Origin of the sequence: Streptomyces sp. NPDC052016, assembly GCF_044548445.1 — a bacterium.
Classification (GTDB): Bacteria; Actinomycetota; Actinomycetes; order Streptomycetales; family Streptomycetaceae; genus Streptomyces.
Window position 1 is genome coordinate 91803 of the sequence record NZ_JBIUBX010000012.1, and the last position, 16433, is coordinate 108235.

Annotated in this window: 11 protein-coding genes and 1 pseudogene; 4 read left to right on the forward strand and 8 right to left on the reverse strand. The window is 72.5% G+C overall.

Annotated features, from left to right (window positions below; all coding sequences use genetic code 11):
• Positions 1-99: 99 nt before the first annotated feature.
• A complete protein-coding gene (locus ACIHAR_RS16855) occupies positions 100-1047 on the forward strand; it encodes a zinc metalloprotease (protein ID WP_400020034.1) in 948 nt (315 codons plus the stop codon).
• Here ACIHAR_RS16855 and mgt read toward each other — a convergent pair.
• The 4 genes and pseudogenes from mgt to ACIHAR_RS16875 form a co-directional block, all read right to left on the reverse strand.
• Positions 1022-2300: pseudogene (mgt, locus tag ACIHAR_RS16860) on the reverse strand (macrolide-inactivating glycosyltransferase). The gene ACIHAR_RS16855 and the pseudogene mgt sit on opposite strands and share 26 nt — an antisense overlap.
• A 13-nt stretch (positions 2301-2313) precedes the next feature.
• Complete coding sequence (locus tag ACIHAR_RS16865) at positions 2314-3591, reverse strand: ABC transporter substrate-binding protein (protein ID WP_400020036.1); 1278 nt, start codon at positions 3589-3591, stop codon at positions 2314-2316.
• Positions 3591-4424, reverse strand: coding sequence for a carbohydrate ABC transporter permease (locus ACIHAR_RS16870; RefSeq protein ID WP_365470809.1), 834 nt, complete (start codon positions 4422-4424; stop codon positions 3591-3593). Before ACIHAR_RS16870 ends, ACIHAR_RS16865 begins: the two co-directional genes overlap by 1 nt.
• Positions 4421-5431 carry a sugar ABC transporter permease gene (locus ACIHAR_RS16875; protein WP_365470806.1) on the reverse strand — a complete coding sequence of 337 codons (1011 nt, stop codon included), beginning with the start codon at positions 5429-5431 and terminating at the stop codon, positions 4421-4423. The genes ACIHAR_RS16870 and ACIHAR_RS16875 overlap by 4 nt, the downstream gene beginning before the upstream one ends.
• Before the next feature lie 176 nt (positions 5432-5607).
• Between ACIHAR_RS16875 and ACIHAR_RS16880 the strand changes: the two genes are divergently transcribed.
• Positions 5608-6471 carry an aminoglycoside phosphotransferase family protein gene (locus ACIHAR_RS16880; RefSeq protein WP_365470803.1) on the forward strand — a complete coding sequence of 288 codons (864 nt, stop codon included), beginning with the start codon at positions 5608-5610 and terminating at the stop codon, positions 6469-6471.
• A gap of 281 nt (positions 6472-6752) precedes the next feature.
• On the opposite strand, the gene ACIHAR_RS16885 is transcribed toward ACIHAR_RS16880, so the two are convergent.
• The 4 genes from ACIHAR_RS16885 to ACIHAR_RS16900 all read right to left on the reverse strand — a co-directional run bounded on the left by ACIHAR_RS16885 (position 6753) and on the right by ACIHAR_RS16900 (position 11205).
• Positions 6753-7478, reverse strand: coding sequence for a 3'-5' exonuclease (locus ACIHAR_RS16885; RefSeq protein ID WP_400020039.1), 726 nt, complete (start codon positions 7476-7478; stop codon positions 6753-6755).
• Between the two features lie 120 nt (positions 7479-7598).
• The gene (locus tag ACIHAR_RS16890) at positions 7599-8837 is read right to left on the reverse strand and encodes an SAV2148 family HEPN domain-containing protein (RefSeq protein ID WP_400020041.1); all 1239 of its coding nucleotides are present in this window, start codon (positions 8835-8837) and stop codon (positions 7599-7601) included.
• A gap of 102 nt (positions 8838-8939) precedes the next feature.
• Positions 8940-10289, reverse strand: a complete 1350-nt coding sequence (locus ACIHAR_RS16895) for a copper amine oxidase (protein ID WP_400020044.1) — start codon at positions 10287-10289, stop codon at positions 8940-8942.
• 67 nt (positions 10290-10356) lie between these two features.
• Positions 10357-11205: a Tat pathway signal sequence domain protein gene (locus tag ACIHAR_RS16900; protein ID WP_365470793.1), complete on the reverse strand. Its 849-nt coding sequence runs from the start codon at positions 11203-11205 to the stop codon at positions 10357-10359.
• A 190-nt stretch (positions 11206-11395) separates the two neighbouring features.
• On the opposite strand from ACIHAR_RS16900, the gene glgX reads away from it, so the two are divergent.
• Positions 11396-13513: a glycogen debranching protein GlgX gene (glgX, locus tag ACIHAR_RS16905; RefSeq protein WP_365470790.1), complete on the forward strand. Its 2118-nt coding sequence runs from the start codon at positions 11396-11398 to the stop codon at positions 13511-13513.
• 90 nt (positions 13514-13603) lie between these two features.
• The gene (gene treY / locus ACIHAR_RS16910; protein WP_400020047.1) at positions 13604-15949 is read left to right on the forward strand and encodes a malto-oligosyltrehalose synthase; all 2346 of its coding nucleotides are present in this window, start codon (positions 13604-13606) and stop codon (positions 15947-15949) included.
• Positions 15950-16433: the final 484 nt, after the last annotated feature.

The following is a 16433-nucleotide window of genomic DNA, read 5'->3' on the forward strand; positions in this document are numbered from 1 at the left end:
CCACCCCGTCCGGCGTCGTCGGCCCCCAACAGCGTGTGACGAGCACGCAGTTCCCCCGCCGCGATCGCGGCTTCCGCACTGTCCTCGAGGAACGCAGTCATGTCCGACGCGCAGTCATTCCTCCGCACCACCTCCGACGACTACAGCCGCTGGTGCGGCGCCATGGAGGTGCATCGCAGGCTCCTCGACCTGAACCCCGAGTACGCCGAGAACCGGGTCCTGATCGAGAACACCGCGTTCGCCTACGAGCACAACGAGCGGTTCGCCGCCCGGCAGGGTGTGATCGACATCCCCGTCGTGGTGCACGTGGTGTTCAACACGCCCGAGCAGAACATCAGCGACGCGCAGATCCACAGTCAGATCGACGTGCTCAACCAGGACTTCCGGGCCGCCAACCCGGACCTCGGCAGCGTTCCCTCGGTGTGGCGGGACCTGGTCGCCGACGCGCGCATCGAGTTCCACCTGGCCCGGACCGACCCGCTGGGACGGCCCACGTCCGGCATCACGCGGACGCAGACCGGCAGCGGCGACTTCGACACGGACGACCTCGTCAAGTTCACCCTGAGCGGCGGCCACGACGCCTGGCCGGCGAACGCGTACCTCAACATCTGGGTCTGCCTGCTGCGCCGCGGCCTGCTGGGCTACGCCCAGTTCCCGGGCGGCGCGGCCGCCACGGACGGCGTCGTCGTCACCCACACCGGCTTCGGCACGAACGGCACCGCCTCCCGGCCGTTCAACGGCGGCCGCACGACCACGCACGAGATCGGGCACTGGCTCAACCTGCGGCACATCTGGGGCGACGACGAGGGCTGCAGCGGCAGCGACTTCGTGGCGGACACCCCGAACCAGGCCGGGCCCAACCTGGGTGCACCCCGGTTCCCGCGCGTGACGTGCAACAACGCCCCGGACGGCGACATGTTCATGAACTACATGGACTACACCGACGACGCGGCGATGTTCATGTTCACCAAGGGCCAGGCGGCGCGGATGGACGCCACCCTCGACAACGCGCGTCTGTCCCTCACGCGCCAGGCCGTTCCCGTGTGACGGTCACATCCCCGCGTCGGGCGGGCAGTTCGGCCTCGACGAGGTCGGCCGCCCTGCGGGTGCCGCCCTCCTGGGCCATCGATGCCTGCACCTCCTTCAGCCGCCGGGCGACCTCGGGATCGTCGAGCAGGGCGAGAGCCGTCTCCCGCAGCGCCTCGGCCGTCGCCTCCCGCGTCGGCAGGTGCCGGGCGACGCCGAGCGCCTGCAGCATCTCGGCGTTCCCGAACTGGTCCGCGGCCTGCGGTACGGCGATCATCGGGGTCGCCGTGGCGAGTCCCTCCTGGCTGCCGCCGGCGCCGGCGTGGGTGACGAACAGGTCGGCCTGCCTCAGGATCGCCAACTGCGGCACCCACGACCGCACTTCCACGTTCGCCGGTACGTCCCCCAGCTCCGCAGGGTCGACGTGCCGGCCGATCTGGAGCACGAGGTGCCAGCCGGGCAGGCCGGCGAAGGCCCGCACGCAGGCGCGGTAGAACTCGGGCTGCCTGGTGAAGGCCGAGCCCAGCGAGACGAGGACGACCTTCCCGGCGCCGGCGGGCCGGGTCCAGGTGCCCTCGGCGGCGCGGTCGCCCTGGCAGGCGCCGACGAACGTGTGCACGCTCTCGTCGACCCGGTCGGCGTTCGGCTGGAGCGCCTTGGGGGTGAGCACCAGGGAGCGGGCGGGCCGGCCGGTGAACGGGTCGGGGTGCTCGGTGATGCCGTTCTCCCGCAGCCAGGCCTCGAAGCGGGCGTAGTAGGCCTTGCCGCGGGCGGTCTTCTTCGGCTCCGCCCACATCGGTTCGGCGACCTCCTCCTCGTAGCCGTCCCAGGCGACGAGGGTGGGCGAGAGGGAGACCGCGGGCACGCCCCAGCGGTGGGCGAGGACCCGGGCCGGGTAGGAGGCGATGTCGTGCAGGACGAGGTCGGGCTCGTCCCCGTCGTAGGCCTCGATCAGCTGGGGAAGCGCCTGGATGGCGTCGTCCAGGAAGGGCTCCACGTTGTCGAGGAGGGTGGTGCCCCAGGCCGACGGGTCGGCGTCGGGCGAGGGCAGGGTGGAGTGCCAGGGCTTCACCTCGGCGCCGGTGGCGGCGACCTTGTCGGCGAGGGCGGGTGGGACGGCGTAGGTGACGCGGTGCCCGCGCGCGACGAGTTCCCGGATCACCTCCAGGCTGGGGTTCACGTGGCCGTGGGCGGCGATGGAGAACATGGCGATGTGCGCGGGAGCGGTCATGCCGCCGACCGTAAACGAGACGATACGTCTCGTGCAACTTGATTGAGTGGCGCGGGTCAGCGCTGGTAGCGGGCCAGCACCAGGTTCCCGTCCTCCTCCAGTCGTTCCCGCAGTTCACCGAGGCCGATCGCGCCGCTGTAGTACTCCTGGAAGGCGGGCGTGGCGACCTTGTCCTTCCACTCGGGGTAGCCGCGGACGGACTGCGCGGGCGCCGGACGGAGGTGGGCGGCGAGCGCGGTGCCCATGGCCCAGTCGTCCTTCGTGGTGTGCAGGGCCGGGTCGGCGAGCGCCCGGCTGCCGGTGGGCAGCATCCAGTCGCCGAGGGCAAGCCGGACCATGTTCGGTGGCCGCAGCAGGAAGTCGATGAAGGCGGCGGCCTCCTTTTTGTGCGGGCTGTCCTGCGCGATGGACAGGGTCTGCGGGCTGACGCCCTGGGTGAGACCGTCGGGGCCGGCCGGGGCGGGCAGCACCTGCCAGTCGAAGCCCTTCGGCGCCTGCTGGACGATCTGCTGACGGTAGGAGAATCCGAGCGGGACCATCGCGTACCTTCCGGCGAAGAAGCCGGGCAGGGTGTCCGAGCCGCCGCTGCCCAGGAGCGAGCCCGGCGCGCTGCCGTCCTCGCCGACCTGGTCGTGGATGGTGCGCGGCACGACCTCGTCGCCCGCCTCGAAACGGACCGTGACCTTGCCGTCCGCGTCCCGGTGGAAGAGCTGTCCGCCCGCCGAGAGGGAGAGGTTGAGGGTGGCGGAGACGGGGTCCTTCAGCGGCCAGGCCACGCCGTACCTGCCGTCGCCGCTGAGCCGCCCGGTGATCTCGCGGAACTCCGCCCAGCTCCAGGGTCGTTCGGGGGTCGGGATGCGCACCCCCGACTCCTTCAGCCAGGTGGCGTTGGCGATGAGGACGCGCGGCTCCTGGAGGAAGGGCACGCCGTAGACGCCGTCCCCGAAGGTCGCCGTCTCCCAACTGCGCTGCGGGATGTCCGACCTGAGCCGCTCGGGCACCAGGCCGGTCAGGTCGGCGAGGTAGCCGCCGTAGGCGAAGTCCGCGAGGTCGTCGGAGGCGTCGTGGATGACGTCCGGCGCCTCACCGCCCTCGAAGGAGGTGAGGAGCTGGTCGTGGACGCTGTCCCAGCTGCCCTGGACGTACTCGACCTCGACGTCCGGGTGACTCGCGTTCCACTCCCGCACGAGCTCCTTGTTGGCCTCGACGGACTCCTCCTGCCAGGCGAGGGACTGGAAGCGCAGGGTGATCGGACCGTCGTCCGGGCCGCCGCCGCCCGTGCAGCCGGCGAGCAGCAGGACGAGGGCGAGGACGGCCGCGATTCTGACGCGCATCAGCTCTTCACCGCCCCGGCGAGCATGCCGCTGGTGATCCGCCGCTGGATGACCGCGAAGACGACCAACGAGGGAAGGGTGGCGAGGAAGGCGGCGGCCGCCAGCGGGCCGAGGTCCGCGACGCCCTCCGCGCCGATGAAGTGGGTGAGGACGACCGGCAGCGTCTGCTTCTCCGGCGACTTCAGCAGGACCAGAGCGAAGAAGAACTCGTTCCACGCGGTGATGAAGGCGAACAGGCCGGTCGCCACGATCCCCGGCGCGAGCAGCGGGGCGGTCACCGACACCAGCGTCCTGAGCCGGCCGGCCCCGTCGACGGCCGCCGCCTCCTCCAGCTCCACGGGCACCGCCCGGACGTACCCGGCCAGCATCCACAGCGCGAACGGCAGGGCCCACACCACGTACACCATGACCAGTCCGGGCAGGGAGTTGATCAGCCGCAGGTTCTTCAGCACCAGGAACAGCGGGATGATCACCAGCACCAGCGGGAACGCCTGGCTGACCACCACCCAGCCGGTCGCCGCCCGCGCGAGCAGCGTGCGACGCCGGGCGATGACATAGGCCAGGGGTGTCGCGATCAGTACGGCGATCAGCGCGGCCCCGGCGGCGGCCAGCAGGGAGTTGCCCGCGGCGCGCAGCAGTGGCTGTTCGCCGAAGGCCTGCCGGAAGTTGTCGAGGGTGGGGTTCTCGGGGATCCAGGTGGGATGCAGACTGCCCAGTTCCCGGGGGGACTTGAAGGCCGTGGAGACCAGCCAGAGGAACGGGAAGGCGAGGAAGACCAGATACGCGAGCAGGGCGAGGTACTGGCCGACGCGGCCCGTGGTGCTCGTCCTCATGCCTGGTCACCTCCCCTGAGCCGGCCCACCAGGAAGAGAGCGAGGAGCACCGAGATCACCGCGACCATCACGCATCCCATCGCCGCCGCGTAGCCGAACTGCCCGTAGCGGAAGGCCTCTTCGTAGGCGAAGAGCATGGGCAGCCTGGTGCGGCCGCCGGGTCCGCCGCTGGTCAGGACGTAGACCAGGGCGAAGGAGTTGAAGTTCCAGATGAAGTTCAGAGCCGTGATGGCGAGGGCGACGGGGCGCAGCGCGGGCCAGGTGACCGTGCGGAAGCGGCGCCAGGCGCCCGCGCCGTCGACGGCGGCGGCCTCGTGGAGTTCGCGCGGGGTGTTCTGCAGCCCGGCGAGCAGGGCGACGGTCGTCTGCGGCATACCCGCCCAGACGCCGACGACGATCACCGCGGGCAGGGCGGTCGTCAGCCCGCTCAGCCAGTCCCGTCCGTCGCCGAGGCCCAGATCGCGCAGTGTCTCGTTGAGGACACCGGCGTCCGGGCTGTAGACGAGCCGCCACATGATGCCGACGACGACCTCGGGCATCGCCCACGGGACGATCGCCAGCGCGCGGGCCAGCCAGCGCAGCCGCAGATCCTGGTGGAGCAGCAGGGCCAGGCCGAGGGCGAGCAGGAACTGCGGGACGGTCACCCCGACCGCCCAGACCAGCCCGATGCGGAACGACTCCCAGAACAGCGTGTCGTGCCACAGGTCCCTGAAGTTCAGCCCGCCGATCCACTGGGTGGGCGCGGTCCGGCCCGACTGGGCGTCGGTGAACGCCAGCAGGATCCCGTACAGCAGGGGGCCGACGCTCAGCACCAGGACGGGGATCAGCGCGGGCAGGACGAGGAACCAGGCGCCCTGGCCGACGGCGGGGCGTGGCGGCGGGCCGGCACGGGACGCGCGCCACGCGGCCCTGCTGCCCTCGGCCGCTCCTGCCTCGGTGGCTCGCCCTCCGGCGCCTCGCGGCTCGGGCCCTGCCTCCTCGGTCGTCCCCTCGGTCGTCGGCGGCACGCAGCGATCCCCCTTCCCGCGGCGGTGACGGGCCCCGCCATGGTCGTGAAGCCACGGTGCCTCGTCAAGGCACCCTGCACACGGCCCGACCTGTGCGAATGCGAGACTGGCCGTCGGATGGCCGGATACCGACGCCGTCGCGACGGATCCCGCACGAGACGACACGGAGGCGGACGATGGACGAGGCACGCGCGCGGGACGTACTGGCCGCGGCGGGGGTGCTGCCCGCCCCGGCCGCGGACGCGCGACTCCTCGCCCTCGGCGAGAACGCGGTGTTCGCCGTCGAGGACCTGGTGGTGAAGGTGGGCCGCGACGCCGAACTCCTCGACCGGGCCCGGCGCGAGCTGGACATCGCGGTCTGGCTCGCCGAGGCGGACGTCCCCGCGGTGCGGGCGGCCGAGCCTAAGGCCCTGCTGGTCGAGGGTCACCCGGTGACCGTGTGGCACCGGCTGCCCGACCCGGTACGGCCCGCCGAGGCACGGGATCTGGCCGAACTCCTGCGGATCGTGCACGCCCTGCCCGCCCCGCCCTTCGGTCTCCCACCGCGCGACCTGCTGGCCGGCGTGGAGCGCTGGCTGCGGCTCGCGGGGGACGCGATCGACCCGGCGGACGCCGCCTTCCTGCGCGAGCGCCGGGACGGCTTCGCGGCTGCCGCCGCCGCGCTCACCCCGCACCTCGCGCCCGGCCCGATCCACGGCGACGCGCTGCCCCGCAACGTCCACGTCGGCCCGGACGGCCCGGTCCTGGTCGACCTGGAGACCTTCGCCACCGACCTGCGCGAGCACGACCTGGTCGTCATGGCCCTCTCCCACGACCGCTACGGTCTGCCCGCCGAGGCCTACGACTCCTTCACCGGGACCTACGGCTGGGATGTGCGGGAATGGGAGGGCTGCTCGGTGCTGCGGGGCGCCCGCGAGACGGCGAGCTGCGCCTGGGTGGCCCAGCACGCGCCGGCCAACCCCAAGGCGCTGGCGGAGTTCACGCGCCGGGTGGCGTCGCTGCGGGACGGGGACGAGACGGTGCGCTGGTACCCGTTCTGAGCACGGCCCGCGCCGCGGCCCCCCGCGCGCTCCGGCCCGACGTGCCCGGCGCCCGGCCGCAGACCGCCCGCCCGACCCCGTCCGTCACGGCTGCGGGAGCGCGGGGTGCTCCTCAGTCCCGCAAGCGGACGGCAGTACGCGACACCGGCGCGCGCGTGCGCCTCGCCCTGAGGACCTGAAGCCCTGAAGCCCTCAGCTACGGTGAGCCACGGCCCGGGCGGCCTCGGCCGCCACTCTCCCGATGGCCTTCGCCGGCTCGATGACGGGGATCGGGCAGAGTCCTACGCCGACCGGCTGTCCGCCAGTTCCCGCAGCGGCCAGGTTCCTTCCACGACCGCCTGCGCGTCGCCCTTGCGGCGCAGGAAGTCCTGGAAGTCCGCCGCCCATGCGGCGTACCACTCGATCTGGCGGCGGTGCAGCTCCGCCGGGCCGAGGCCCGCGACCTTCGGGTGACGCTCGGCTATCGCGCAGGCCAGGCGGGCCGCGGCGAGGGCGTCGGCGGAGGCGTCGTGAGCCGCGTCCAGGGTGACGCCGTACTCGGCGCAGACCGCTTCGAGGTTGCGCTTGCCGCGGCGGTAGCGGTCGGCCCAGCGGTCGATGGTGTACGGGTCGACGACCGGGGCCGGGTCGAGGCCGTCGAGGCGGTCCCGCAGGGACGGCAGTCCGTACCTGCGCAGTTCGGCGGAGAGGAGGGTGAGGTCGAAGGCGGCGTTGTACGCGACCACCGGGACGCCCGTCCGCCAGTAGGTGACGAGGACGTCCGCGATCGCGTCCGCGACCTGGTCGGCGGGGCGGCCCTCGGCGGCCGCCCGCTCGTTGCTGATCCCGTGGACGGCGACCGCGTCCGCCGGGATCTCCACTCCGGGATCCGCCAGCCACTCCCGGCGTCCCAGGACCTGCCCGTCCCGCACTTCGATCACGGCGCCCGTGACGATGCGCGCCTCGCGCGGGTCCGTCCCGGTCGTCTCCAGGTCGAAGCCGATGAGCAGCTCGCGGTGCCAGGCCATGGTGGCCCCCCTTCTTGGTGGTGCTTCCCCCAGTGGCCTCCACCTTCGCACGCGCCACTGACAATCAGAGGATCGCATTCCGCTTGTGCCGGGGAGACGTCGGGGAAGGGACCGGACACTTCAGGACACCGGACGCGAATCCGCCCAGGCCAGCTCGAACTCCTCGCGGTAGGCGGCGAAAAGACCGCCTTCGTCGGCCTCGTCCGACTTCACCACCCGGCTGCCGTTGCGCAGGACCAGCACCGGCGCCTCCATCCCGCGCATGCGCCGCAGATAGGACTGGACGACCGCGATGCCGTCGGAACCGTCGCCGTCGACGAGGTAGGCACTGAAGCGGGGCGTCTCGTCGTAGACCTGGATCTGGAAGGCGCCCGGATCGCGCAGCCGGGAGCGCACCCGGCGCATGTGCAGGATGTTCATCTCCACGGCGCGGCTCAACTCGCCCCGCTTCATCCCCAGTTCGCGCTCACGGCGCTTGACCGCGCTGGAGGCCGGGTTGAGGAAGAGCAGCCGGACCCGGGCGCCCGCCTCGGCCAGGCGGACCAGGCGGCGGCCGGAGAAGTTCTGCACGAGCAGGTTCAGGCCGATGCCGACGGCGTCGAGGCGGCGGGCGCCGTCGAAGATGTCCTCGGCGGGGAACTGGCGCAGCAGCCGCACCCGGTCGGAGTGGACGGCGACCACGTCCGCGTACCGGTCGCCCACCAGGTCCTCGACGGCGTCGACGGGGAGCCGGCGCGCGGACGGCACGTCGCCACCGGTGCCGAGCATCTCCAGCAGCCGCGCGGAGGCGCGCTCGGCCTGGTTCAGCACGGCCTCGGACAGCGCCCGGTTGCGGGAGACGACGTTGCGCGTGACCTCCAGCTCGTCCAGGGCGAGCTCGACGTCCCGGCGGTCGTCGAAGTACGGCTCGAAGCACGGCCAGTGCTGCACCATCAGCTCGCGGAGCTGCGGCAGGGTGAGGAAGGAGATCACGTTGTCGTCGGCCGGGTCGAGCAGGTAGCCCTTGCGGCGGCTGACCTCGCGGACCGCGACGGCGCGCTGCACCCACTCCTGTCCGGCGGGACCGGCCGCGGCGACCACCCAGTCGTCGCCGTGGACGGGTTCGTAGATGGGGCGCAGCACGGCGGCCACGACGGCGCGCAGCCGCTGCTCCACCAGGTTCAGCCAGATGTAGGCCCGGCCGGCCCGCTGGGCGCGGGTGCGCACCTCCCGCCATGCGTCGGCGTCCCAGTCCAGCTCCGGCCCGATGGCCCCCTCCATCGGCCGGGCCAGCGACACCGTGCCGGGCGGGACGTCCGTGGAGGAGCCGCCCTCGTGACCCTCGTCACCAGGGGGCAGCTCCAGCCCTCCCGAGCCCACCCAAGCACCGCCTTCCGCTCCCCCGAGCACTCCCCGTCCCAACGATCAAGGAAGGGTACTCCGGGAGCGGTCGGCGGTGCAGCCGGATGGACAGGTCGTTTCTCAACTACCGGTGTTCGGGCGCCCGTTCTCGCCCGCGAGGGCGCGCGGAGTGAGCGGATTCATAGCGGTGACATCCCTCGGCGAGATGGAGAATCCCTGCCAGTGGACCGGCATGGGCTGCTGGTCCTCGTCCCGCGCGATGTGGTGGAAGCCGACGTTGACCCAGGCCACGGGGTGGGTGAGCGTCTGCCCGTTCACCCACTTGTCGACGGAGAAGCCGTGCCGGGGGGTGCCGCAGTGGCGCACGTTGTTGCTGGCGTACTGCTCGCACTTGTTGTACTGGGTGAAGTAGATGTCGTGCTTGGTGAAGGCCCGTCCCGGGTACTTGGTGCTGACGCCGGGGACGATCTCGTACGAGCGCGGGTGGCCGTCCTTGTTCTTGCCGGTCGCGCTGACCACGCGCCACCAGCGCATGTTCGCGGCGTCACCCGCGAGTTCCTTGGTGACGGCGGTCCGGGTGGTCTTGTTGGTCGGGCCCTGGGCGCCGGCCGCGGGCGGCTTGACCACCGAGTCGTACTGCTCGATCCGGTTCTTGGAGGAGCCGTCGAGGCCGAAGTCCAGCCGCCAGAAGACGTTGTGGTTGTGGCTGGTGGAGTAGGCCTTGGCGCCCTTGCCGATGGGCCAGCCGCGGCCGTCGCCGGCGTCGTAGTCGAAGGGCGAGAGGCTGCCGGTGGCGCCGACGTTCATGCTGATGGTGCCGTCGTCGGAGAAGCGCCACTCGGTGATGTACTCGTACCAGCTCACCTTGTTGACGGTGTAGACCAGCAGGTCCTTGCCCTGGGCCTGGTAGACCTTGCCCGAGTCGGTCTGCATGCGGTAGGCGTGCCCACGCGCGCGGGTCGTGGTGCACAGGCCCTTCACGTTCGGGGTGTCCGAGTTGTACGCCTCGGGGACCTTCACCGTCTTGATGGTGCCGCCGGGGCACTCGCCGGGGGCCATGTTCACCAGGCCGGAGCCGAAGTTGTAGTCGGTGATGTCGTTGTACTCGTTGCTGCCGTCGTCGTACGGCACGTGGATCTGGGCGATCTTCGCGCTGTTGAGGACCCGGATCGGCTTGGCCTCGCCGGGCGGCTGGTAGGAGATCTTCTCCAGGATGAGGCCGGACTTCGCCTCGAAGCGCCAGCACATGCGCCAGGTGGTGCCGGAGGCGAGTTTCTGCTGGATGCGGTAGGCGGCGCTGCAGTCGGCGGCGGCCGCCGGAGCCGCCTCGGGCCGGGCGGCGGCCGGGCCGGTGCCGGTCGCCGTCGCGCCGGCGGCCAGCGCGGCCACGGACAGGCCGAGGGCGGCCCCCTTGCGGGCACGGCTGATTCTCCGCGGCCGCGGGCCGCTGACGGTGCGCTTCACGGGCATGAGGACATGACTCCCTTGCCTCCCGGTGACGGGAGCTGAAGGTCGGAGAACGGGACGAAGGGGCGGCTCAGCCGGCGAGCCTGCCCACCTTGCGGGCGCTGAGGTCGATCACCAGGGACCGGGCGTCGATCCACGGCCCGTTCCTGACCTTCGGCAGCAGCCGGACGCAGCGGTGCACGCCGCACTGGTCGAAGGCGGCGGGCTGGGCGCCCGGCGAGGCGCGGTACACCATGCCGGCGAGCACCAGCTGGTCCGGCGAGGTGAGCTCCTTGCCGGTGGCGTCCTTGTAGTCCGCCTTCAGGCCGGCGCCCAGCGGGTCGGCGATCAGCAGCCGGGCGGCCTCGGCCTGCTCGGCGGCGCTCAGCGGCGGCTGGACGCCCTGCTGGGTGCCGGTGCTCTCGACCTTGCCGGTGTCGAGGTTGACGGTCTTGGTGACGAGCGTGTCGTCCTTGTAGTCGTAGAACGTCACCTCGGCGCGCCGGGGCGCGCCGGGATCGTCCACCTCGTCCGCCTCCGGCTCGGCGAGGTCCACGCTCACGCGCTGCGGGCCGCGGTCGCCGTCGACGTTCTCGCCGGCGTTGAAGAACTGCCGGCTGAGCGCGATGCGTTCGACCCGCGCGATCTCGTCGTCGGTGAGCGGGTCGCGGCCCTGGCCCCTGGCTCCCTCGGCCGGCGCCTCCTCGACGACTCCGGGCTCCACCGCGGCCGAACCGCCCTGCTGTCCGGCGCCCTGTCCGGCGCTTCCGGATCCCTGCTCTGCGGCCGCCTGTCCCGCGGCCTGTCCGGTGCTCCCTCCCGTTCCGTCCGCCCCTGCCGTGCCCGGCAGGGTGACCGCGATCATCGCGGCCGTAGCGGCGACCGCGATGGCCGTGCCTGCCACCACCTTGCCCAGGTGGCGGCGCACTGTCGTGCGCACATCTTCCCCCTACTCCCCCATTGCCCCGGGAGTACGTGATTGCCCCACTGGTTCGGCATACCCCGGTTCCCGGCGTATGCACTGGTCGACGGGTAAGAGGGGCGTAAGCCAGAGGTGGTTCCCTCACTTTCCGGGAGACTCGATGCCAAGGCACCCCCGACGGGGCGGCACACCTGAAAGAGTCGTATCCATGCAGGTCTGGCCTGGAGAGGCATATCCCCTCGGCGCCACGTACGACGGCGCCGGTACGAACTTCGCGGTCTTCACGGAGGCCGCGGACCGAGTAGAGCTGTGTCTGCTGCACGACGACGGCTCCGAGACGGCGGTGGAACTGCGCGAGAGCGACGCGTTCGTGCGGCACGCGTACCTGCCGGGCGTCATGCCGGGGCAGCGCTACGGCTTCCGCGTGCACGGCCCGTACGACCCCGGGCGCGGGCTGCGCTGCAACTCGGCGAAGCTGCTGCTCGACCCGTACGCGAAGGCGATCAGCGGTTCGATCCGATGGGGCGAGGAGGTGTACGGCTACCACTTCGGCTCCCCCGAGCGGCGCAACGACCTGGACTCGGCGCCGCACACGATGACGTCGGTCGTGGTCAACCCGTACTTCGACTGGGGCGACGACCGGCGCCCGCGCACCGAGTACCACCACACGGTGATCTACGAGGCCCATGTGAAGGGCCTGACGATGCGCCACCCGGGGCTGCCGGAGGAGCTGCGCGGCACGTACGCGGCGCTCGCCCACCCGGCGATCATCGAACACCTCACCGAACTGGGCGTCACCGCACTGGAGCTGATGCCCGTACACCAGTTCGTCAACGACCACCGGCTGGCCGACATGGGCCTGAGCAACTACTGGGGCTACAACACCATCGGCTTCTTCGCCCCCCACAACGCCTACGCCTCCTGGGGCGACCGCGGGCAGCAGGTCCTGGAGTTCAAGTCGGCGGTGCGGGCGCTGCACGAGGCGGGGATCGAGGTGATCCTCGACGTGGTCTACAACCACACCGCCGAGGGCAACCACCTGGGCCCCACGCTGTCCTTCCGGGGCATCGACAACGCGCAGTACTACCGTCTGACCGAAGACCCGCGCTACTACATGGACACCACAGGGACCGGGAACTCGCTGCTCATGCGGTCCCCGCACGTGCTCCAGCTGATCATGGACTCGCTGCGCTATTGGGTGACCGAGATGCACGTCGACGGGTTCCGCTTCGACCTCGCGGCGACCCTGGCCCGCCAGTTCCACGAGGTGGACCGGCTGTCGTCGTTCTTCGACCTGGTCCAGCAGGACCCGATCGTCTCCCAGGTGAAGCTGATCGCCGAGCCGTGGGACGTCGGCGAGGGCGGGTACCAGGTGGGCAACTTCCCGCCGCTGTGGACCGAGTGGAACGGCAAGTACCGCGACACCGTGCGGGACCTGTGGCGCGGGGAGCCGCGCACGCTCGCGGAGTTCGCCTCCCGGCTGACCGGCTCCTCCGACCTCTACCAGGACGACGGCCGCCGCCCGCTGGCCTCGATCAACTTCGTGACCTGCCACGACGGGTTCACCCTGCACGACCTGGTGGCGTACAACCACAAGCACAACGAGGCCAACGGCGAGGACAACCGGGACGGCGAGAGCCACAACCGGTCCTGGAACTGCGGGGTGGAGGGCGAGACCGACGACCCGGCGGTGCTGGAGCTTCGCGCCCGGCAGATGCGCAACTTCCTCGCCACCCTCATGCTGTCCCAGGGCGTGCCCATGATCAGTCACGGCGACGAGATGGCGCGCACCCAGCGCGGCAACAACAACGCCTACTGCCAGGACAGCGAGCTGTCCTGGGTGGAGTGGCCCGATCCCGACCGGGACGGCACCGGACTGCTGGAGTTCACGCGCGCGCTCGTGCGGCTGCGCAAGGAGCATCCCGTCTTCCGGCGCCGCCGCTTCTTCCACGGGCGGCCCGTGGAGGGCACCCACGACGAGCTGTCGGACATCGCCTGGTTCACACCCGAGGGCAAGGAGATGACCCAGCGGGACTGGAACTCGGCGCAGGCGTCGGCACTGACGGTCTTCCTCAACGGCAACGCGATCTCCGAGCCGGGGGCGCGCGGGGAGAGGATCACCGACGACTCCTTCCTGCTGATGTTCAACGCCTCGCCCCGGCCGCTGGAGTTCGTGGTGCCGGTCGACCACGGGCGGCAGTGGCAGGTGGTCGTGGACACGGCGAACCCGGAGGCGGTGACGGGGGGAACGGGCGCCAAGGTCGCCGCCGGGGACCGCCTGACGCTGGTGGACCGGAGCATGACGGTGCTGCAGCGGCCGGCCTAGCGACCGGCCGCCTCGCGGCCGGGGCCCGCGGGCCGTCCACCTGGCGGCCCCGATGACACGAAAGGGGGCAGGGCGGGTACGTAGGTCTCCATGACCTCTGAGCGCCCTGCCCCCCTCGTGCCCACGGCCACGTACCGGCTGCAACTGCAGCCCGCGTTCCCGTTCGCCGCCGCGGCGGCGACCGTGCCCTACCTGGCGTCCCTGGGGGTGTCGCACCTGCACCTGTCGCCCGTCCTGGAGGCGGTCCCGGGATCCCTGCACGGGTACGACGTGGTGGACCACGCGCGCGTGCGCGAGGAGCTGGGCGGCGAGGCGGGGCTGCGGGCGCTGTCGCGCGCCGCGCGGGAGCACGGGCTCGGGCTGGTCGTGGACATCGTGCCGAACCACATGGCGGCGGTCCCGCGCCACAACCGGGCGCTGTGGGAGGTGCTGCGGGAGGGACCGAAGTCGCCGTACGCGCGCTGGTTCGACATCGACTGGGAGGCGCAGGGCGGCCAGGTGCTGCTGCCGGTGCTGGGCGGACCGGTCGGCGACGAGCTCTCACGGCTGCGCGTCGAGGGCGGTGTGCTGCGCTACCACGACCACGTCCTCCCGCTGCGCGAGGGCACCGAGAGCCTGCCCCTGCCCCAGCTGCTGGACGCGCAGTGGTACCGGCCGGTGTGGTGGCGGCTGGCCCGCACGGAGCTGAACTACCGCCGCTTCTTCAGCATCTCGGAGCTGATCGGCGTGCGGGTGGAGGACCCCGAGGTCTTCGAGGCGACACACGCCAAGATCCTCCAGCTGCTGCACGAGGGCGTGCTGGACGGCCTGCGCGTGGACCACCCCGACGGCCTCTCCGATCCGGACACCTACCTGGAACGGCTGCACGAGGCGAGCGGGGGCCGCTGGACGGTCGTCGAGAAGATCCTGGCGGACGGGGAGCGCCTGCCGGGCTCCTGGCCGGTGGCCGGCACCACCGGCTACGACGCGCTGCGCCACGTCGACGGCCTCTTCACCGACCCGGAGGGCGCCGGGGAGCTGCTGGGGCTGTACCGGCGTTTCGCGGCCCCGCAGACGGACCGGGGCGGGGAGTGGGCGGCGACCGTACGGCGGGCCGCGTACGGGGTGCTCTCGCACGAACTGGCCACCGAACTCGACCGGCTGACCCGGTCGGCCGTCCGCGTGTGCGCCGCCTCGCCGGACCCGGCGCTGCGCGACCGGGCGCCCTGGGCGCTGCGCACGGCCCTGGAGGAGCTGCTGGTGCGGCTGGAGGTGTACCGCCCGTACGCCTCGGGCGACGCGGCCACCGTGGTCACCGAGCAGGCCGCCGAGGAGGCGCGGCGCGCCTTCGTCGTGCCCGAGGAGGCGGGGGCGGTCGACGTGGTGCGCTCCCTGGTGCTGGGGCGGGGCGCGGGTCCGGCGGCCGTGGAGTTCCGGACGCGGTTCGCGCAGACGGCGTCCGCGCTGCGGGCCAAGTCGGTGGAGGACACGGCGTTCTACCGGTACGTGCCGCTGCTGTCGGCGAACGAGGTGGGGGGCGATCCGGGCCGCCAGGGGGTGTCCCCGGAGCGGTTCCACGCCTACTGCGCGCGCGTGCAGCGCGACTGGCCGGTCACCGGCACGGTCGTGTCGACGCACGACACCAAGCGCAGCGCCGACGTGCGGGCCGCGCTGGCCGTGCTGACCGAGTGCCCCGGGCGCTGGGCGGACGTCCTGGCGCAGGTCACGCACGCCGAGGAGACGGTGCCGGACGGACAGGCGGCCTGGGCGGCCTGGCAGACGGTGTTCGGACTCGGGCCGGCGGCCCCGGAGCGCGTCCGGGAGGCGCTGCTCAAGCACGTCCGGGAAGCGGGCCTCTACACGAGCTGGACGGAGCAGGAGCCGCCGTACGAGGAGGCGGTGGCCGCGTTCGTCACGGAGGGGCCGTGCGGGGTGCCGGGCGAGCGGGTGGCCGCGCTGCGGAAGGCGCTGGAGCCGCACATCCGGGCGAACGTGCTGGGCACGGCCCTGGTGCACCTGACGATGCCGGGCGTACCGGACGTCTACCAGGGAACGGAGAGCGACTACCTCGCCCTGGTGGATCCCGACAACCGGCGTCCCGTACGGTTCCCGCCCGAGGACCCCGGGCCCAAGGACGGGGTGACGGCGGCGGCGCTGCGGCTGCGCCGGCGGCGGCCGGAGGTCTTCGGGGAGTCCGCGACGTACGAGCCGCTGACCGCCGAGGGACCCGCCGCCGAGCACTGCCTGGCGTTCGCCCGCTCGGGCGAGTCCGTCACGGCCGTGACACGGCTGTCGCTGCGGCTGGCGGAGGCGGGCGGCTGGCGGGACACCCGGTTGGCGCTGCCGCCGGGGAGGTGGGCGGACGTCCTGGACGGCGGACGGGAATTCACGGGGCACGCGCGCGTGGAGGAGCTGTTCGCGCGGCTGCCGGTGGCGTTGCTGGAGCGGGTGGGCTGAGTCGCCGGGGGTGGCCACCTGTGGCGGACGGGACCGCGAGCCCCCTTGCCCAGAGGGACCTGGCCGGACTTCGCCCGGCTCGTCGACCGCCACGGCGGCGTGTGGGCGGCGGCCGGTGCGCGTCCTTCAACGCCGGGGCGTCCGACGCGCGAAGACATCGGTGCGGAACCGCGCCGAGCAGGAGGCCCGCCTCCCGGAGACCGAGCCCACGCCGTGCTCGTGTACGACGGTGAGGAGTGCGTGGGCCGGTGCGGGTTCGGGGCCGGCCGGCGAGCTGCCGCGGGTCAGGCGGCGGGCCTGCGGGGCCGGGGTCGCGCGAGCGGGCCGGGGTCGGGGACAGGCCCGGGCGGCCGGGGGCGGAGGCAATCCCGGGCGGCCGGGGGTGGGGGCGGGCTTGTGCGGCCGGGCCGGCCGAGACGGGCCTCTTCGTCGACCCTACGTACCGGCACCGAGGGGGGTTGCGTCCGCCGGGCTCGACGGCTCC